17 protein-coding genes, 2 tRNA genes and 3 other RNA genes are annotated in these 19,007 nt (G+C 45.6%); 21 read left to right on the forward strand and 1 reads right to left on the reverse strand.

What is annotated here, in order from left to right:
* Positions 1–297: 297 nt before the first annotated feature.
* From sucA to EL341_RS06610, 21 genes are all read left to right on the forward strand, one after another.
* Positions 298–3,105: a 2-oxoglutarate dehydrogenase E1 component gene (gene sucA / locus EL341_RS06510; protein ID WP_047780655.1), complete on the forward strand. Its 2,808-nt coding sequence runs from the start codon at positions 298–300 to the stop codon at positions 3,103–3,105.
* A gap of 13 nt (positions 3,106–3,118) precedes the next feature.
* Positions 3,119–4,324, forward strand: a complete 1,206-nt coding sequence (odhB, locus tag EL341_RS06515; protein WP_074821007.1) for a 2-oxoglutarate dehydrogenase complex dihydrolipoyllysine-residue succinyltransferase — start codon at positions 3,119–3,121, stop codon at positions 4,322–4,324.
* Between the two features lie 221 nt (positions 4,325–4,545).
* Positions 4,546–5,718 carry an ADP-forming succinate--CoA ligase subunit beta gene (gene sucC, locus EL341_RS06520; protein ID WP_074821009.1) on the forward strand — a complete coding sequence of 391 codons (1,173 nt, stop codon included), beginning with the start codon at positions 4,546–4,548 and terminating at the stop codon, positions 5,716–5,718.
* A complete protein-coding gene (gene sucD / locus EL341_RS06525; RefSeq protein WP_047780658.1) occupies positions 5,718–6,629 on the forward strand; it encodes a succinate--CoA ligase subunit alpha in 912 nt (303 codons plus the stop codon). Before sucC ends, sucD begins: the two co-directional genes overlap by 1 nt.
* 220 nt (positions 6,630–6,849) lie before the next feature.
* Entirely contained in the window at positions 6,850–7,941 is a 1,092-nt protein-coding gene (locus EL341_RS06530) for a glycosyltransferase family 9 protein (protein ID WP_074821012.1), read from the forward strand.
* Positions 7,942–8,648: 707 nt separating this feature from the next.
* The gene (gene cydA / locus EL341_RS06535) at positions 8,649–10,220 is read left to right on the forward strand and encodes a cytochrome ubiquinol oxidase subunit I (RefSeq protein WP_047780660.1); all 1,572 of its coding nucleotides are present in this window, start codon (positions 8,649–8,651) and stop codon (positions 10,218–10,220) included.
* A gap of 14 nt (positions 10,221–10,234) precedes the next feature.
* Positions 10,235–11,374, forward strand: coding sequence for a cytochrome d ubiquinol oxidase subunit II (gene cydB / locus EL341_RS06540; protein ID WP_126467384.1), 1,140 nt, complete (start codon positions 10,235–10,237; stop codon positions 11,372–11,374).
* Between the two features lie 20 nt (positions 11,375–11,394).
* Positions 11,395–11,499: a cytochrome bd-I oxidase subunit CydX gene (cydX, locus tag EL341_RS06545; RefSeq protein ID WP_053007558.1), complete on the forward strand. Its 105-nt coding sequence runs from the start codon at positions 11,395–11,397 to the stop codon at positions 11,497–11,499.
* Positions 11,499–11,792: a cyd operon protein YbgE gene (gene ybgE / locus EL341_RS06550; RefSeq protein WP_047780662.1), complete on the forward strand. Its 294-nt coding sequence runs from the start codon at positions 11,499–11,501 to the stop codon at positions 11,790–11,792. Before cydX ends, ybgE begins: the two co-directional genes overlap by 1 nt.
* A gap of 143 nt (positions 11,793–11,935) precedes the next feature.
* On the forward strand, positions 11,936–12,340 hold the full coding sequence (gene ybgC / locus EL341_RS06555; protein WP_047780663.1) for a tol-pal system-associated acyl-CoA thioesterase: 405 nt from the start codon (positions 11,936–11,938) through the stop codon (positions 12,338–12,340).
* Entirely contained in the window at positions 12,337–13,020 is a 684-nt protein-coding gene (gene tolQ, locus EL341_RS06560) for a Tol-Pal system protein TolQ (RefSeq protein WP_047780664.1), read from the forward strand. The genes ybgC and tolQ overlap by 4 nt, the downstream gene beginning before the upstream one ends.
* A gap of 14 nt (positions 13,021–13,034) precedes the next feature.
* Complete coding sequence (tolR, locus tag EL341_RS06565) at positions 13,035–13,469, forward strand: colicin uptake protein TolR (RefSeq protein ID WP_047780665.1); 435 nt, start codon at positions 13,035–13,037, stop codon at positions 13,467–13,469.
* Between the two features lie 65 nt (positions 13,470–13,534).
* A complete protein-coding gene (gene tolA / locus EL341_RS06570; RefSeq protein ID WP_126467386.1) occupies positions 13,535–14,602 on the forward strand; it encodes a cell envelope integrity protein TolA in 1,068 nt (355 codons plus the stop codon).
* A 140-nt stretch (positions 14,603–14,742) separates the two neighbouring features.
* Positions 14,743–16,035: a Tol-Pal system beta propeller repeat protein TolB gene (gene tolB / locus EL341_RS06575; protein WP_126467388.1), complete on the forward strand. Its 1,293-nt coding sequence runs from the start codon at positions 14,743–14,745 to the stop codon at positions 16,033–16,035.
* A 47-nt stretch (positions 16,036–16,082) separates the two neighbouring features.
* The gene (gene pal, locus EL341_RS06580) at positions 16,083–16,592 is read left to right on the forward strand and encodes a peptidoglycan-associated lipoprotein Pal (protein ID WP_074821015.1); all 510 of its coding nucleotides are present in this window, start codon (positions 16,083–16,085) and stop codon (positions 16,590–16,592) included.
* Positions 16,593–16,601: 9 nt separating this feature from the next.
* Positions 16,602–17,351: a cell division protein CpoB gene (gene cpoB, locus EL341_RS06585; RefSeq protein ID WP_047780669.1), complete on the forward strand. Its 750-nt coding sequence runs from the start codon at positions 16,602–16,604 to the stop codon at positions 17,349–17,351.
* Between the two features lie 171 nt (positions 17,352–17,522).
* A tRNA-Lys gene (locus tag EL341_RS06590) sits at positions 17,523–17,598 on the forward strand.
* Positions 17,599–17,690: 92 nt separating this feature from the next.
* Positions 17,691–17,766, forward strand: a tRNA-Lys gene (locus EL341_RS06595).
* A gap of 29 nt (positions 17,767–17,795) precedes the next feature.
* Positions 17,796–17,918, forward strand: a non-coding RNA gene (locus EL341_RS06600) — RtT sRNA.
* Between the two features lie 30 nt (positions 17,919–17,948).
* Positions 17,949–18,071, forward strand: a non-coding RNA gene (locus EL341_RS06605) — RtT sRNA.
* A 29-nt stretch (positions 18,072–18,100) separates the two neighbouring features.
* Positions 18,101–18,223: non-coding RNA, RtT sRNA (locus EL341_RS06610), on the forward strand.
* Between the two features lie 300 nt (positions 18,224–18,523).
* On the opposite strand, the gene EL341_RS06620 is transcribed toward EL341_RS06610, so the two are convergent.
* Positions 18,524–18,916 carry a RidA family protein gene (locus tag EL341_RS06620; protein ID WP_047780671.1) on the reverse strand — a complete coding sequence of 131 codons (393 nt, stop codon included), beginning with the start codon at positions 18,914–18,916 and terminating at the stop codon, positions 18,524–18,526.
* Positions 18,917–19,007 lie beyond the last annotated feature (91 nt).

Raw genomic sequence — 19,007 nt, forward strand, 5'->3', positions numbered from 1 at the left:
ACCCCGATGCAGAAAGAGCAGGTTATACCTCGTTGATTTAATATCATGGTTGGTTGCTTTTTAGTCATAACAATTTGATATCACAAAGGGTTATGCTCAGCAGGAATATCTGATATTAATAAAGGCGGACGTAGTAACTACAATAGTTTTACAAGTGCTGGATGAAAGTGAATCGAACAGCTCTCTTTTGACAGTCAATTATCGATAGGCTTGTAGGCTTTTAGTAACAACGTGTTAAAGAGAGTGGCGAGTTCATATCGCAAACACACACTGAAGCATGAAGCTTAAGAGGTCATAATGCAGAACGGCGTAAAGACTTGGTTAGACTCTTCCTACCTTGCTGGTGCAAACCAATCTTATATAGAGCAAATCTATGAAGATTACCTGATAGACCCAGATTCTATTGATGAGAGCTGGAGAAAAATTTTTGATAAATTGCCTACTGATGTACTTAGTCCAGAGCAATTTCATTCAACCACCCGTGACTATTTCCGTCGGTTAGCAAAAGATTCCAAACGTTATACTTCTAACGTTAGCGATCCTGAGAATGATGCTAAGCAGGTTAAAGTACTTCAGCTGATTAACGCATTCCGCTTTCGCGGCCACCAAAATGCCAACCTTGACCCCATTAAACTTCGCTATAAAGAGCCCGTCCTCGAGCTTGATCCTGCCTACCATAATTTAACTGAAGAAGATATGCAGGAAACCTTTAACGTTGGCTCTTTCGCCATCGGTAAAGAGACCATGAAGCTGGCGGATCTTTATCAGGCGCTGAAGCAAACCTACTGTGACTCCATCGGTGCAGAATATATGCACATTACCAATACGGAAGAGAAGCGTTGGATACAGCAACGTCTTGAGTCCGTGATGGGCGTTGGTCATTTCAGCAAAGAAGAGAAGAAAGAGTTTCTGAAAGAATTAACCGCGGCAGAAGGTCTGGAGCGCTATTTAGGTGCTAAGTTCCCTGGTGCTAAACGCTTCTCTCTGGAAGGGGGCGATGCGTTAATTCCAATGTTGAAAGAGATGGTTCGTCATGCTGCCCGTAGCGATGCCAAAGAAGTTGTTCTTGGTATGGCACACCGTGGTCGGTTGAACGTACTTATCAACTTGCTGGGTAAACGCCCGGGAGACTTATTTGATGAGTTTGCTGGTATCCATAAAGAGCATCTGGGTACTGGTGACGTTAAATACCATCAGGGTTTTTCATCTGAGTTTGAAACCGACGGTAAGATGGTTCACCTGACGCTGGCGTTTAACCCATCGCATCTGGAAATTGTGAGTCCGGTGGTCATTGGTTCCGTACGAGCACGCCGTGACAGATTGAATGCCAGCGGCAGTAGCAACCAAGTGCTACCTATCACCATTCACGGTGATGCGGCGGTTATCGGTCAGGGTATTGTGCAAGAAACGTTGAACATGTCTCAGGTTCGCGCCTATGAAGTGGGTGGAACCGTGCGGATTGTGATTAATAACCAGATTGGTTTTACCACCTCTTTCCCTCAGGACGTGCGTTCTACTGAATACTGTACCGACATTGCCAAAATGATTCAGGCACCTATCTTCCACGTTAATGCGGACGATCCTGAAGCCGTTGCTTTCGTTACCCGTTTAGCGCTGGATTACCGTAATACCTTTAAGCGTGATGTGATGATCGATTTGCTTTGCTATCGTCGTCATGGTCACAACGAGGCGGATGAGCCAAGTGCAACCCAGCCGATGATGTACACCAAGATCAAGAAACAGCCTACACCACGTAAAGTGTATGCCGATCGCTTGATTGAGAATAATGTTGTTACCGCAGAAGAAGTGACCGAAATGGTCAATCTCTATCGTGATGCGTTGGATCGCGGAGAGTGTGTGGTTGACGAGTGGCGTCCAATAAATACGCACTCAATGTCTTGGGCGCCTTATCTGAACCATGAATGGGATGAAGCGTATCCAAATACCGTTGAGGTGAAACGCCTACAGGATCTTGCCCGTCGTATTAGTCAGGTTCCGGAGAGTGTTGAGCTTCACCCGCGCGTCGCAAAAATTTATGAAGACCGTGCTTTGATGGCTGAAGGCGAAAAACCATTCGATTGGGGTTCCGCCGAGAATCTGGCCTATGCCACGCTGGTTGATGAAAATACGCCAGTACGTATTTCCGGTGAAGACTCCGGACGGGGAACCTTCTTCCATCGTCATGCGGTAGTTCATAACCAAAAAGATGGCTCATATTATGTTCCTCTGGCCAATATTCATAATGGTCAGAGTGAATTCCAGGTCTGGGACTCAGTATTGAGTGAAGCCGGTGTGTTGGCCTTTGAGTATGGTTATGCAACAGCAGAACCACGTACTTTAACGATTTGGGAAGCGCAGTTTGGTGACTTTGCCAACGGTGCTCAAGTGGTTATCGACCAGTTTATCAGTTCTGGTGAGCAGAAGTGGGGCCGCATGTGTGGCTTGGTTATGCTACTACCTCATGGGTATGAAGGCCAAGGGCCAGAGCACTCATCCGCACGCTTAGAACGCTATCTGCAACTGTGTGCAGAACAGAATATTCAGGTGTGCGTACCATCTACTCCTGCACAGGTTTACCATATGCTGCGTCGTCAGGCGTTACGCGGTATGCGTCGCCCACTGGTGGTGATGTCACCGAAGTCGCTGTTGCGTCATCCGCTGGCTATCTCTTCACTGGATGAACTGGCTAATGGGACATTCTTACCGGCTATCGGGGAAATTGATAATCTGAATCCGAAGCAGGTAAAACGCGTGGTAATGTGTTCAGGTAAGGTTTACTACGATCTGTTGGAACAACGTCGCGCTAATGGTCAGAGCGATGTGGCAATTATTCGTATTGAACAACTGTATCCGTTCCCACATCAGGCAATGCAAGCGGCACTAAGTGACTATGCTCACGTAAAAGATTTTATCTGGTGTCAGGAAGAACCGCTGAATCAGGGAGCCTGGTATTGCAGTCAACATAATATCCGCGAAGTGATTCCGGAAGGCGCTACCCTGAAGTATGCGGGTCGTCCGGCTTCTGCTTCACCTGCAGTGGGTTATATGTCCGTACACCAGGAACAGCAGAAGAAACTGGTTGAAGATGCGCTTAACGTAAAATGAATAAGGAAAAACAATGAGTAACATAGATATTCTCGTTCCAGACCTTCCTGAATCCGTTGCCGATGCCACTGTTGCAACATGGCATAAGAAACCCGGTGACAGCGTTGAGCGTGATGAAGTTTTGGTTGAGATAGAAACGGACAAAGTTGTGTTAGAAGTGCCTGCTCTGGAGTCCGGGGTACTGGACGACATTATGGAAGAAGAAGGTGCGACGGTTACGTCTCGCCAGCTATTAGGACGCTTACGTCCGGCAGATATTACCGGCCAGCAGATTACTGAGTCAGCGCAAGCTACCGCATCTACACCGGCCCAACGTCAGACCGCGAGTCTGGAAGAGGGCAGCAATGATGCCTTAAGTCCGGCAGTGCGTCGTTTGATCGCTGAACATAGTCTGGATGCGAATACCATTAAAGGTTCTGGTGTGGGTGGTCGTATTAGCCGTGAAGATGTCACTCAGCATTTGGCGCAGCAGCCCGCTAAAGCGGCAGCTAAAGCCGATAGTGCAGCTTCTTTAGCGCATCGTAGTGAGAAACGCGTACCGATGACGCGCCTGCGTAAGCGTATTGCCGAGCGTTTGCTGGAAGCGAAAAATAGTACCGCGATGCTGACCACGTTCAATGAAGTGAACATGAAACCTATCATGGATCTGCGTAAGCAATATGGTGATGAGTTTGAGAAGCGCCATGGTGTACGTTTAGGCTTCATGTCGTTCTATTTGAAAGCGGTGGTCGAAGCACTGAAACGCTTCCCGGAAGTGAACGCATCTATCGACGGCGAAGATGTGGTTTATCACAACTATTTTGATGTCAGTATTGCTGTATCTACACCGCGTGGTCTGGTAACGCCAGTATTACGTGATGTTGACTCACTCAGCATGTCTGAAATTGAAAAGAGTATTAAGGATCTCGCGGTCAAAGGCCGTGATGGTAAGTTGACCGTAGAAGATTTAACTGGCGGTAATTTCACGATTACTAACGGTGGTGTTTTCGGGTCATTAATGTCTACACCAATTATTAACCCACCGCAAAGTGCCATTTTGGGTATGCACGCGATTAAAGACCGTCCGATGGCGGTTAATGGTCAAGTTGTGATTTTACCAATGATGTATTTAGCACTATCTTATGACCATCGCTTGATTGATGGACGTGAGTCGGTAAGTTTCTTGGTGGCAATTAAAGATATGCTGGAAGATCCGACTCGTCTGCTACTGGACGTTTAGGATAAGACCGGTTAAGCATTAGTCACCACATGTTGTATAGCCGTGCGGTTGGCGGCTATACAACAAAACTAAGTAAAAATGATGGGTACCTTTTTTCATTGGTAAATAAGAGTACAGATCAGAATGAGTGTGTTTTCGAGCTTAGTATCGCCATAGCGCGACATCTGGAGTGTCGAGAGGCGCAGTTCTTTCATCCCTACAAAATTAATGGATAGAACATCATGAACCTACATGAGTATCAGGCAAAACAGCTTTTTGCTCGGTATCGCTTACCGGTACCAACAGGCTATGCCTGTAGCACGGCCCAGGAAACCGTCGATGCAGCAGATAAAATCGGTCAGGGTCCTTGGGTAGTAAAATGTCAGGTGCATACCGGCGGGCGTGGTAAGTCTGGTGGTGTTAAGCTGGCGAAAACCAAAGATGAAATTCGCGAGTTTGCTGACCATTGGTTAGGCAAGCGTTTAGCGACCTATCAAACGGATGCGGCTGGATTACCGGTTAATCAGATTTTGATTGAAAGCGCGACAGATATCGATCGTGAACTTTATTTGGGCGCGGTTATCGATCGCAGCTCACGCCGTGTTGTTTTTATGGCTTCTACTGAAGGCGGTGTAGAAATTGAGAAGGTGGCGCATGAAACGCCGCATTTGATTCATAAAACTACGCTGGATCCACTTACTGGCGCTATGCCTTATCAAGGCAGAGAGTTGGCGTTTAAGCTGGGCTTAACTGGCAAACAGGTTAATCAATTTACCAATATCTTTGTTGGTTTGGGCAATCTGTTCCTGCAATGTGATCTGTCATTAGTGGAAATTAACCCGCTGGTGGTGACCAAAGCCGGTGAGCTGATCTGTCTGGATGGCAAACTGGATATTGATAATAACGCCCTTTATCGTCAGCCAGAACTGCGTGAAATGCGTGATGCGACTCAGGAAGATGAGCGTGAGGCTCATGCGGCAGAGTGGGAACTAAACTATGTCGCATTGGACGGTAATATCGGTTGTATGGTAAACGGCGCTGGTTTAGCGATGGGTACCATGGATATCGTGAAACTTCACGGTGGTGAGCCGGCTAACTTCCTTGACGTTGGCGGTGGTGCAACCAAAGAACGCGTGAGTGAAGCATTCAAAATTATTTTGTCCGATGAGAAAGTGAAAGCGGTATTCGTTAACATTTTTGGCGGTATTGTCCGCTGTGACCTGATTGCTGATGGTATTATCAGTGCGGTTGAAGATGTTGGCGTAACGGTTCCAGTGGTGGTTCGTCTGGAAGGAAATAACGCTGAACTGGGTGTGAAGAAGTTGGGCGAAAGTGGCCTGAATATCATTGGCGCTGCCAGCCTGACTGATGCCGCGCAGCGTGTTGTTGCCGTTGCTGGTGGGGAGGTTCGATAATGTCCATTCTGATTGATAAAGATACTAAAGTGATTTGCCAGGGTTTTACCGGCAGTCAGGGGACTTTCCATTCTCAACAGGCGCTGGAATACGGCACTAAACTGGTTGGCGGTGTGACGCCGGGTAAAGGCGGTACTGAGCACTTAGGCTTACCGGTTTTCAATACCGTGCGTGAAGCGGTAGAGGCGACTGGCGCAACAGCTTCGGTGATCTATGTTCCTGCACAGTTTTGTAAAGACTCGATTCTGGAAGCGGCCGATGCGGGTATTAAACTGATTATCTGTATTACTGAAGGTATTCCGGTTCTGGATATGCTGACGGTGAAAGTGAAAGTTGATCAGTTAGGTGTGCGCATGATTGGGCCAAACTGTCCGGGTGTGATTACGCCGGGAGCCTGTAAAATTGGTATTATGCCAGGCCATATCCATAAGCCGGGTAATGTCGGTATTGTTTCACGCTCAGGTACTTTAACCTATGAAGCCGTCAAACAAACGACCGATGCCGGATTTGGTCAGTCAAGCTGTGTTGGTATCGGCGGTGACCCGATTCCGGGTTCTAACTTTATCGATATTCTGAAGTTGTTTGAGCAAGATCCGCAAACTGAAGCGATTGTGATGATCGGTGAAATCGGTGGTTCTGCGGAAGAAGAAGCGGCGCACTATATCAAGCATCATATTACCAAACCGGTTATCGGCTATATTGCTGGCGTAACGGCACCGAAAGGTAAACGGATGGGGCACGCGGGTGCGATTATTGCCGGTGGTAAAGGTACAGCAGATGAGAAATTTGCTGCGCTGGAAGCCGCAGGTGTCCGTACCGTACGTAGTTTAGCGGATATCGGTGATGCCGTTAAGGCTGCGTTGGCGGGAAAGCCGCACTCAGCAAAGAAAGCATCGGCTGAAATTAATTAATTTCAGCCTTTAGTTAAAAAGCCGCTTATGCGGCTTTTTTTATGGGTAAATTTGTTGTTCTGAACCACTATTATCGTTAATTTGCCAAAGCTGTAATGGCTTACCAAGATAAAACTTATCTTTCTTGCTGCACTTTTGTTTATAATTCCGTTAATTGGGGCGGTATAAGCGATATTTAACCGCAATCAGCCCGGTCAGGGATTTAATTGTATGGTGTGCTATGAGTAAGTTATTGAAACAGCGGTTAGCGGGACTTTTTATTAGCGCTTATCAGCTTACGGGCTTTAAAGTAAAAAGATTTATTCAACCTTCCGATTTACGCGATCTGAAAACTATTGCGATCTTTTCTACTACTGCGTTAGGGGATTTTTTGCTTAACACGCCAGCGATAGTGGCTATTAGAAATAAATATCCCGATGCTAAAATTATCATGGTGGTACATAAGCGCAATGCCTTGTTAGTGGAAGGCAGCAGTATGTTCAATGAAATTGTGTATTGGGATGGTAAAGCCAATGATGTACTGCGGTTAGGGAAAGCGCTAAGAAGTAAAAAACTTGATGCGACATTTATTCTACATTCTCGTTCACCTTACGATATTGTTTTGGCAACGCTGGCACACTCCAGAATTATTATCAAAGACGTTTATTACAATGATTATTTAGGCAGAAAAACCTTTGCCCTGAATCGTTTTCTTTCTGTCAATTACGATCATCGCGGCGTCAATATTCCTATTATTCATCAAAAATCAGGCTTGCTAGAGCATATCGGTATTGATATCCCCTCGCTGGATATGGTCATTCCGGTTCCCTTTACGCCGGAAAGAAAAGATCGCCGGACGTTGGGAATTCATTTAGGTGCCTCTTCGGAAGAACGTTGTTGGCCTATTGATAATTTTGCCGCGGTTATTGGTTGGCTGTTAGCAAAATATCCTGATATTGATGTGGAGTTGCTGGGCGGTCCGGGGGAAATTGAACGTAATAACCGGCTGATGTCTTTAGTCGCCGAGCGTGAGGGAAGGGTAACCAATTCAGCGGGTAAAACTAATCTGAAGCAATTGGTAGAAAAAGTCGCTGCTTTAGAATGTCTGTTAGTCGGGGATACCGGACCTTTACATATTGCTATTGCGGTTAAGACCCGAACGGTAGCGATGTTTCCTAGCATGTTGTATACCGACGGAACTCGTCCTTTACAAGATCAAGAACTACATCAAGTGTTAACCGCGCAAGAAGCGTTGGGGATGTCGTCAATTAGCGTTGATGATGTTGAAGCGGCGCTACGTATGCAGTTTGAGGTCGTTGATAAAGTGATTTAATGTGATCTCAGAGTGTCATAGCGATGAGATGTAAAAAAGCCGCTTTTGCGGCTTTTTTACATCTTAAATTTACCTAAAGTTTGTCCTGGGTAGGAAAGCATTATTTTTCACCTTGGATGATTAAATAATATTTTGATGGGTGCTTCATTTCTTTTATCGATATATCGCTATGCTTTTGGACCGTCTTTTTAACAAATAACATTTAATGTTAAATTGGTGTTATATTGAAGTTATTAGTGTTGATGAAAAAGGGGAAGTGGAGTCGATTATTTAGTATATATCGGCAAAATAGTAGATAAATGGAATTGAAAAATATCTAATCTATGGTGTAATTGGCTAAATTTGTTTTATATCAATTTTCCTTCTCGTACGTGACATGACGTTTTTGATTTGAGTTCACAATTCTTGTTTTATTATGAAATACCTATTTATTGTAAGGGATTAGAAGCGTAATATTCGAAAGTCTGTCATTAGGGTACTAAAGTAAAATGTGTTGATGCGGTTAACCATCGCGGAAGTGTTTGATATTTAGGCACGGCCAGCGACTAGAAGAGTTGATGCAGCAAACAAAATTTTCTTTCCGATTGATGTAAATTTAGTTTTTTAAAAGGCATTCACCACTGGTGAGTAATGGGTGTAAGGTTTCCAGATAACCAGAAGGTTTGGTTGTATAAATCTGGAGTCTTCCTGAGGAGCAAGGAGTCAAGATGTTTGATATCGTCGAACTATCACGATTACAATTTGCCCTGACGGCAATGTACCACTTCCTGTTTGTCCCACTAACGCTAGGTATGGCGTTTTTGTTGGCAGTCATGGAATCGGTATATGTCCTGACGGGTAAACAAATCTATAAAGATATGACCAGATTCTGGGGCAAGTTATTTGGTATTAACTTTGCCTTAGGTGTGGCCACGGGTCTAACGATGGAGTTCCAGTTTGGTACAAACTGGTCTTACTATTCTCACTATGTAGGGGATATCTTCGGTGCGCCGCTGGCAATCGAAGCTCTGATGGCGTTCTTCCTGGAATCAACGCTGGTTGGTTTGTTCTTCTTCGGTTGGGATCGCTTAAGTAAGGTTCAACATTTAGCCGTAACTTGGTTTGTGGCTTTAGGTTCTAACCTTTCTGCATTGTGGATTCTGGTGGCTAACGGCTGGATGCAAAATCCGGTTGCGTCAGAATTTAACTTTGAAACCATGCGTATGGAAATGCTCAGCTTCGCCGAATTGGTGTTAAACCCAGTTGCTCAGGTTAAGTTTGTGCATACCGTATCTGCTGGTTATGTTACCGGTTCGATGTTTGTATTGGGTATCAGTGCATTCTATCTGTTAAGAAAGCGTGATTTAGCGTTTGCCAAGCGTTCATTTGCTATCGCTGCCTGTTTTGGTCTGGCTTCAGTCCTATCAGTTATTCTGTTAGGTGATGAGTCTGGTCATGAATTAGGTGACGTGCAGCGCGTGAAGCTGGCTGCTATTGAAGCTGAATGGGAAACTCAACCTGCCCCTGCGGCCTTTAATATCATCAGTATTCCCGATCAAAAAGAGATGAAGAATAACTATGCAATAGAAATTCCATATGCTCTGGGTATTATTGCTACTCGTTCTTTAGATAAAGAAATTACTGGTCTTAAAGATCTGTTGACGGAGAATGAACTACGTATCCGTAACGGTATTACAGCCTATCAAATGCTGGAAAAACTGCGTGCAGGGGATACCGACCCAGCCGTACGTGCTAGCTTTGATCAGACTAAGAAAGACTTAGGATACGGCATTCTGTTACAGACTCAGGCGAAAGATATTAACAACGCCACTGAGGCAGAAATTAAAGCTGCTGCAGAAAGCACGATTCCGCAGGTTGCACCACTTTATTACTCATTCCGTATCATGGTTGCTTGTGGCTTCCTGATGCTGTTGATTATCGGTCTGGCTGTCTATCACGTTGCGCGTAACCGCATTGGTGAAAAACCATGGCTGCTTCGTTTAGCGCTGTATGGTATTCCACTACCGTGGATTGCTTGTGAAGCCGGTTGGTTTGTGGCTGAGTATGGTCGTCAACCATGGGCAATTGCTGATGTTCTGCCGATTGCAGCAGCAACATCGTCGCTGACTACTGGCGATCTGTGGTTCTCAATCATTCTGATTTGCGGACTGTATACGCTGTTCCTCGTTGCTGAAATGTACTTAATGTTTAAATACGCACGTTTAGGGCCGAGTAGCCTAAAAACAGGGCGTTATCATTTTGAACAAAGCAGCGCCGCATTAGCGCAAGAAACACGGTAAACAGGAGTCCAGAAATGTTAGATTACGATACATTACGATTTATCTGGTGGCTGTTGGTTGGCGTGTTACTGGTAGGTTTCGCCATTACCGATGGTTTTGATATGGGTGTAGGTATCCTTGTTCCTATCATCGGTAAAACCAATACTGAACGTCGTATTATGATTAACAGTATTGCGCCGCACTGGGATGGTAACCAGGTATGGTTAATTACCGCAGGTGGTGCACTGTTCGCTGCATGGCCAATGGTTTATGCCGCTGCCTTCTCCGGTTTTTACGTTGCTATGATCTTAGTTCTGTCGGCATTGTTCTTCCGTCCGGTGGGCTTTGACTATCGCGGAAAAATCGAAGACCAACGCTGGCGTAGCATGTGGGATGCAGGCATCTTTATTGGTAGCTTCGTTCCAGCATTAGTCTTCGGTGTTGCATTTGGTAACCTGTTGCAGGGTGTACCTTTCACCGTTGATAACTTACTGCGTCTGAGCTATACCGGCGGTTTCTTTGAGCTGTTGAATCCGTTTGCGCTGATTGCGGGTGTTGTTAGCCTGATGATGTTAGTGACTCAGGGTGCAGCATGGTTACAGATGAAGACCACGGCTGAACTACGTCTGCGTGCTCGTGCAGCAACGCAAATCTGTGCATTAATTGTATTGATTGCTTTCGCTGCTGCAGGTGTGTGGGTGGTGTACTATATGGATGGTTATCTTGTTACCTCCGTTATGGATTACACTGGGCCGTCAAGTCCGCTGCATAAAGAAGTGGCTCATCAGGCCGGAGCATGGTTGGTTAACTACAACAACTATCCAATTTTGTGGGCGGTGCCTGCATTAGGTGTTGCATTACCATTACTGACCATCATTGCCTCTCGCTGTAATAGCGGTGGTCTGTCGTTCCTGTTTTCATCATTAACGATTGTATGTGTCATCTTTACTGCGGGTATCACCATGTTCCCGTTCCTGATGCCATCAAGCATTAATCCGAACGTAAGTCTGACAATGTGGGATGCGACGTCAAGTCATCTGACATTAACCGTGATGACATTTGTTGCGTTGATTTTCGTTCCACTGATGCTGATTTATACAATTTGGTGTTACGTGAAAATGTTTGGTCGTCTTGATAAGAAACATATCGAAGACAACCACGCTTCACTGTACTGATAAACATAAGGAGCGAAATCATGTGGTATTTTGCCTGGAGTCTTGGAACATTACTGGCTTGCGCCTGCGGCATAATTGGTGCAGTCTGGTATGAGACCAATAACGGGAATAAAGACGAACAATAATGGGTACTGTGTTTAATAAACTGTACGCTATTATGGATAAGGGCCCGTTTCGGGCCCTTTCTTTAATATTAGCGTTATCGCTGGCGTTCTGCGTGTTCTGGGATCCTGCGCGTTTTGCAGCTAAAACCAGCACTGTTGTGGTATGGCAGAGCTTTTTAGTCATGTGGGCTATTTGTACCGGAATGGTTCATGGGGTTGGATTTCGACCGCATAAAACGCGATGGAAAGCCTTTTTTACGCCACTTCCTGCAATGGCAATTATGATTGCCGGCTTGGCCTATTTTTTAGCATAAGCGCATTTCATTCATGGCAAAAATAATCGTCAGTTTTCTTAACTGAGAATTATTTTTGCTCTCACCCATTCTCCCCATTCCCAAGTGGTTTTCTCTTGCGTATAGTATCAGTCGGTTAGTTATCAGTTTGGCTGGAAATATTTGTGAGTAACTTGCTGTTCAAATGGCCCGTTCGGGTCTACTTTGAAGACACTGATGCGGGTGGTGTGGTTTACCATGCCCGCTATGTGGCCTTTTATGAAAGAGCGCGCACGGAGATGTTGCGCCAATACAATTATAATCAGCAACAATTGCTGAGTGAGCATGTCGCTTTCGCTGTCCGTCGCATGGCCGTTGAGTATATTTTTCCCGCTCGTCTTGATGACCTGCTGGAGATTGAAACTGAAATTGTGGCTATGGGTGGGGCATCCCTTACGTTTGCACAACGCATTTTTGATCAGCATGGTAAATTATTGAGCCAGGCAGATGTGTTAGTAGCATGTGTTGATTCACACTTGATGAAGCCAATGAAGCTTCCCAAGTCTATTGTCGCGGAGTTAAAGAAGTGACTGACATGAATATCATGAGCCTGTTTCTTGAGGCTAGTTTACTCGTAAAATTTGTCATGCTGATTTTGGTCGGATTCTCGATCGCATCATGGGCAATCATTATTCAGCGTACCCGTATTTTAAGTACGGCAAGACGTGAAGCTGAAGCATTTGAAGATAAATTTTGGTCTGGAATCGATTTGTCTCGCTTGTACCAAGAAAGCAACGCACGTCGTGACGAATTAGTCGGTTCAGAGCAAATCTTCTATTCCGGCTTTAAAGAGTTTGCCAGACTGCATCGTGCTAATAATCATGCCCCGGAAGCGGCGATTGAAGGTGCGACTCGCGCTATGCGTATTTCGATGAATCGCGAACTTGAGAATTTGGAGAATCATATTCCATTCCTCGGGGTAGTCGGTTCAATTAGTCCTTATATCGGTCTGTTTGGTACCGTATGGGGCATCATGCACTCATTTATTGCCTTGGGTGCGGTAAAGCAGGCAACGCTACAGATGGTTGCTCCGGGAATCGCTGAAGCCTTGATCGCGACTGCGATAGGTCTATTTGCCGCGATTCCAGCCGTTATGGCGCATAACCGCCTTAGCCTGCGGGTATTTAAGCTCGAGCAGAATTACGACAACTTTATGGAAGAATTTACCACTATTCTCCATCGTCAGGCATTCTCCACAGAGACTAAATAAGTAAGGGGGCTAGCGTGGCGTATAAGCGTACTTCTCGGCGTAGTAGTACCGGTAAAACAGCCGAAATCAACATTGTTCCACTTTTAGACGTCTTATTAGTGTTGTTGTTGATTTTTATGGCAACGGCACCCATTATCAGTCAAAGCGTTAATGTGGATTTACCGGAAGCGTCTGATTCTAAAGCAGTCTCTACCGATAATAAGCCACCGGTGATTGTTGAGGTATCCGGCATTGGTCAATATGCTCTGAAGGTTGGGGATGAAACCATTGAACAAATTCCTGAACAACAGGTCATAGCTGAGGCACAGGCTCGGTTAAAAGAAGACCCTAAAACGGTATTTTTAATCGGCGGAGCAAAAGATGTGCCATATGATGAAGTTATCAAAGCGTTAAATATGCTTCATCGCGCTGGTGTGACTTCGGTTGGATTAATGACTCAGCCTATTTAGTGGTTGAGCGATCATCCCGCAAATCATATGGTCTTGTTAGTTAATTGTTTTTTTGGAAGCTGCGCGTGGGAAAGGCTACAGAGCACGAAGATAAGTTAAACCGTTCCGTAATGGTTTCGATTATTTTGCATATATTGGTGATTGGCTTGTTGGCGATCGGTGCCTTTATGCAAAAAGATGTCCTAACCGGCGGTGGAGGCGGTGGTGCTGTTATTGATGCTGTTATGGTTGACCCTAATGCAATGGCGCAGCAGGCTGAACGCCAGCAGCAGCAAAAATCTGACGCCAAACGCGCTGAAAAACTCAGGCAGCAAGAGTCTGACCGCCAAGCTGAAGAACTTAAACAGCAACAGGCTGCAGAGCAACAGCGTTTAAAACAGATAGAGAAAGATCGTTTACAGGCGCAGGAAGTGACGAAAAAGCAGGCTGAGCAGCAAAAACAAGCTGAACAGGCGGCGAAGAAAGCGCAGGAAGCCCAGAAGCAGGCCGAGGCTGAAGCAGCTAAAGCGAAAGCCGATGCGGAAGTTCAGAAGCAAGCGGCTGCCGCAGCTGAGCAAACTAAAAAACAGGCTGAGGCCGATGCGAAGAAAGCTGCTGCTGAAGCCAAGAAACAGGCGGAAGCGGTAACTAAACAGCAGGCCGCTGACGAGGCTAAGAAGAAAGCGGATGCTGAGTCTAAAAAGGCCGCGGATGACGCTAAGAAGAAAGCTGACGCAGACGCTAAAAAGGCGGCAGATGCCAAGAAAAAAGCCGATGCGGAAGCGGCTAAGCAGGTTGATGATTTGTTCGGTGGTTTAGCTTCAGATAAGAATGCACCATCAGCAAATGGCGCATCCGGTGGTGGTAATAAAGCAGGGGCAAGTGGCCCTGAAATTGATGGTTATAAATCGCAAATTCAGTCTGCGATTATGCGAAATTTCTATGATGCGCAGCTGTATAAGGGGAAAACCTGTACGCTGCGTATTAAATTGGCACCGGACGGTACACTATTTAGCGTTCAGGCCGAAGGTGGCGATCCGGCACTTTGTCAGGTAGCTCTGGTTGCTGCCCGTCAGGCAAAAATACCGAAACCGCCATCAACAGCTGTGTATGAGAAGTTTAAGAACTCATTACTCGATTTCAAACCCGAGTAATTGGACGATAAATAAAGAGAATTAGCGTTTAAACTTGATTTACGGTTAGTAATGACCAATATTTGTTGGGTTTAAAGGTTATCGCTTTGTTACAAATGAGCAATTTATCGCAGCCATAAGGCTTAGATAAGGGAGAAAACATGAAGCATGCATTTCGATTAGCAATGGGGCTGCTGATTTTATGGGCATCCGTATTACACGCTGAAGTTAGAATCGAGATTACCCAAGGTGTCGATTCTGCACGTCCTATCGGCGTTGTGCCGTTTAAGTGGACTGGCACTGGCGCAGCACCTGAAAATATTAGTGATATTATTGCTGCCGACCTGAGAAACAGCGGTAAATTTAATCCTCTTGCGGCATCGCGTAACCCACAATCACCGACCACGGTTTCTGAAGTGACACCAGCGGCTTGGACTGCTTTAGGCATTGATGCGGTAGTGGTTGGTCAGATTCAGCCAAGTGCAGACGGTGGTTTCATGGTGTCGTATCAATTAGTTGATACTTCATCTGGTTCACCAACGGTTTTATCTCAGAATCAATACAAAGTAACCAAACAGTGGTTACGCTATGCGGCGCATACCGCAAGTGATGAAACCTTTGAAAAACTGACCGGCATTAAAGGTGCTTTCCGTACCCGTATTGCCTACGTTGTACGTAAAGCGGGTGGTCAATATCCTCATGAGCTGCGCGTTGCCGACTACGATGGTTTTAACCAGTTTGTGGTGCATCGCTCTCCTGAGCCTCTGATGTCACCAGCATGGTCACCAGACGGTAGTAAAATTGCCTATGTGACCTTTGAAAGCGGTCGCTCTGAGTTAGTGATCCAAACGCTGGCTAACGGCGCAATTAAACGTGTGGCTTCTTTCCCACGGCATAACGGCGCTCCAGCATTTTCACCGGATGGTTCAAAATTAGCTTTTGCCTTATCTAAAGATGGCAGCTTGAATTTGTACGTCATGAATCTGGCGACTAGCCAAATTACTCAAATAACCCGTAGCCGCAGTAATGATACTGAGCCATCGTGGTATCCTGACAATCAAACTTTGGCCTATACTTCAGACCAAGGTGGCAGACCTCAAATTTATAAAGTCAATATTAACGGCGGTACGCCGGTTCGCGTTTCCTGGGAAGGTGCTCAAAATCAAGATACGGACGTTTCACCGGATGGCAAGTTTATGGCCATGGTGAGTTCAGCGAGCGGTAAACAGCATATCGCCAAATTGGATCTGGATACAGGAGCGGTGCAAGTATTGACCGATACCTTCCTGGATGAAACGCCTAGCATCGCACCTAACGGTACTATGATTATCTACAGCGCCACAGAAGGGCTGGGTAGCGTATTACGTTTAGTTTCGACCGACGGGCGTTTTAAAGCGCGTCTTCCGGCAACTGAAGGTCAGGTTAAATTCCCTGCCTGGTCGCCGTACCTGTGATGCATGTTAAGTATGTATGGTAATTTTATTATTAAAGGATCGACAAAATGCAATTGAATAAAGTGCTGAAAGGGTTATTGATCGCTTTACCTATTATGGCTCTGGCCGCATGTAGTAGCAGTGATAAAGACTCTAATGGCAGTGGTTCTGGTCTGGGCGGTAACGGCAGCAATGGTAACGGTGGTTATTCATCTGCTGATGAACAAGCTCGTCTGACTATGCAACAGCTGCAAAGCAATAACATCGTATACTTTGATTACGACCGTTATGACGTGCGTTCTGACTTCGCTCAAATGCTGGATGCACATGCTGCATTCCTGCGTTCAAACCCATCTTATAAAGTGACTGTTGAAGGTCATGCGGATGAGCGTGGTACGCCAGAATACAACATCGCATTGGGCGAACGTCGTGCTAGTGCAGTGAAAATGTATCTGCAAGGTAAAGGTGTATCTGGTGAGCAAATCGCTATCGTATCTTACGGTAAAGAGAAGCCTGCCGTGTTAGGCCATGACGAAGCTGCTTATTCTAAAAACCGTCGTGCCGTACTAGTTTACTAAGAGAAACTCATGAACCGTAATTTCAGATATCATGTATTAAGTCTGTCGTTACTGGTTGGCATAGCAGCCCCCGTGGCTGCTATTGCTGCTTCAACTGACGATCGTATTACTCAGCTTGAACGCATTTCTGACGCACATGGACAGTTGCTAACGCAATTGCAGCAGCAATTGTCCGATTCGCAGAGAGATATTGATACTCTGCGTGGTCAAATCCAAACCAATCAGTATCAGTTAGATCAGATCGTCGAACGACAAAAAATTATTTTGCAGCAGATTGATGAACTGGGAAGTAAAGGTTCTTCTGCCGCAACGCCAGCTAACAATACCTCTGCAAGTGCAACAACCTCTCCGGCAGGTACAACAGCAACCGCTGCCGCCTCGACCGGAAATGAGAAGCAAGATTACGACAATGCCGTGACGTTGGCACTTGAGAAAAAACAATATGATAATGCGATAACTGCTTTCCAAAGTTTTGTGAAACAGTATCCAAAGTCTAGTTATCAGCCGAATGCCAATTACTGGCTGGGGCAACTGTATTACAACAAAAACAAAAAAGATGATGCATCTTATTATTTTGCTTCTGTGGTAAAAGATTATCCAAAATCGCCGAAGGCTGCTGAATCAATGTTGAAAGTTGGCATTATCATGCAGGAGAAAGGCGAAAAAGATAAAGCTAAGGCAGTTTATCAACGTATTATTTCTCTGTATGCCAATAGCGCAAGTGCAAAACAGGCAGAGAAACGTTTAGCCGGTTTATAGTGCCTCTGTGACTATAAACAGCCTGTTCTTTACCCAGAATGGCTATTTTATTAGGCAATATGGGTAAAGAACAGGCAGTTAGACACTAAATATAAAAATTTTTGTTGCACAGTTTTGAGAAGTCAGTAATATAAGCCGCCGTTGCCGGGGATAACTGGAAACAGCAAAAATGGGTCGTTAGCTCAGTCGGTAGAGCAGTTGACTTTTAATCAATTGGTCGCAGGTTCGAATCCTGCACGACCCACCATTTAAAGCGTGATTTAGAGTAATGAATCATGTTGGTGAGAGCCTAAAGATTTTGTTGTTAAGTTAGATTTTCGGTAAGTAAATATCAGAGATGGGTCGTTAGCTCAGTCGGTAGAGCAGTTGACTTTTAATCAATTGGTCGCAGGTTCGAATCCTGCACGACCCACCATTCTGAACAAGCGCCTAAGGCGCTTTTTTTATGTCTGAAAATCGTGGGGATGAAGAACCCACGGTTCGAGTCGAACGAAGAGAGACAACGTTGCCAGCGGCAACGGCCCGAAGGGCGAGGCCAAAGGCCGAGTCATCCTGCACGACCCACCATTCTGAACAAGCGCCTAAGGCGCTTTTTTTTATGTCTGCAAATCGTGGGGATGAAGAACCCAAGGTTCGAGTCGAACGCAGAGAGACAACGTTGCCAGCGGCAACGGCCCGAAGGGCGAGGCCAAAGGCCGAGTCATCCTGCACGACCCACTATTCTGAATAAGCGCCTAAGGCGCTTTTTTTATGTCTGAAAATCGTGGGGATGAAGAACCCAAGGTTCGAGTCGAACGCTGAGAGACAACGTTGCCAGCGGCAACGGCCCGAAGGGCGAGGCCAAAAGCCGAGTCATCCTGCACGACCCACCATTCTGAATAAGCGCCTAAGGCGCTTTTTTTATGTCTGAAAATCGTGGGGATGAAGAACCCAAGGTTCGAGTCGAACGCAGAGAGACAACGTTGCCAGCGGCAACGGCCCGGAGGGCAATCACTCCTGTCATTTGACGTATAGATACCGTTATTAAGGGCGATGCTGATCAGTTAAGTATTTTTCATTCCATTCACCCTGTCATTCCGGCGAAAGCCGGAATCTAGGTTTTAGCTTAATGACAATGTTTGACCTAAAAGCGAAGTCTCTGCTTTTAACAATGTCAGGAGACTAATGTTTAATTAAACGCGTTCAGCGTTATAGCAGGTAATATCTACCTCGACTTTGCAATCAACAACTAAGTCCGCAACAGCACAAATTCGTGCCGGTGGGTGTTCGGCGAAGAATTCACTGAAGACTTTATTAAATGACTGAAAATAACGAGCATCGGTTAATATCACTTTGACGTGCACAACGTCTTTCAGCTGATATCCGGCATTGGTCATAATATCCAGACAGTTTTGAATGGCGAGTCGCGATTGTTCAATAATACCGCCTTCGACAATTTCACCCTCTTTCATTGGTGTTTGTCCTGAAACATAAAGCCAACCGCCAGCCTCTACTGCTTTAGCGAAGGGAAGGTGCTGTCCACCGGTTCCGGTACTACCGCTAACACCATAACGTTTAATTGACATGATTTTCTCCTGTAGATTAACGAGTCAGAAAACGTCTCGCTCTAGGTTTATTGACTGTTTTGTCCTGATAGCTGGAAGGTTGATATATCGG

It is taken from the genome of Pragia fontium, assembly GCF_900638655.1.
In the GTDB taxonomy this organism is placed as follows: domain Bacteria; phylum Pseudomonadota; class Gammaproteobacteria; order Enterobacterales; family Enterobacteriaceae; genus Pragia; species Pragia fontium.

Coding starts and splice junctions, on each gene's coding strand:
- pal (WP_074821015.1), top strand. CDS start 16,083: ATGCAATTGAATAAAGTGCTGAAAGGGTTATTGATCGCTTTACCTATT.
- cydB (WP_126467384.1), top strand. CDS start 10,235: ATGTTAGATTACGATACATTACGATTTATCTGGTGGCTGTTGGTTGGC.
- sucC (WP_074821009.1), top strand. CDS start 4,546: ATGAACCTACATGAGTATCAGGCAAAACAGCTTTTTGCTCGGTATCGC.
- cydX (WP_053007558.1), top strand. CDS start 11,395: ATGTGGTATTTTGCCTGGAGTCTTGGAACATTACTGGCTTGCGCCTGC.
- sucA (WP_047780655.1), top strand. CDS start 298: ATGCAGAACGGCGTAAAGACTTGGTTAGACTCTTCCTACCTTGCTGGT.
- odhB (WP_074821007.1), top strand. CDS start 3,119: ATGAGTAACATAGATATTCTCGTTCCAGACCTTCCTGAATCCGTTGCC.
- tolB (WP_126467388.1), top strand. CDS start 14,743: ATGAAGCATGCATTTCGATTAGCAATGGGGCTGCTGATTTTATGGGCA.
- sucD (WP_047780658.1), top strand. CDS start 5,718: ATGTCCATTCTGATTGATAAAGATACTAAAGTGATTTGCCAGGGTTTT.
- ybgE (WP_047780662.1), top strand. CDS start 11,499: ATGGGTACTGTGTTTAATAAACTGTACGCTATTATGGATAAGGGCCCG.
- EL341_RS06530 (WP_074821012.1), top strand. CDS start 6,850: ATGAGTAAGTTATTGAAACAGCGGTTAGCGGGACTTTTTATTAGCGCT.
- cpoB (WP_047780669.1), top strand. CDS start 16,602: ATGAACCGTAATTTCAGATATCATGTATTAAGTCTGTCGTTACTGGTT.
- cydA (WP_047780660.1), top strand. CDS start 8,649: ATGTTTGATATCGTCGAACTATCACGATTACAATTTGCCCTGACGGCA.
- EL341_RS06620 (WP_047780671.1), bottom strand. CDS start 18,916: ATGTCAATTAAACGTTATGGTGTTAGCGGTAGTACCGGAACCGGTGGA.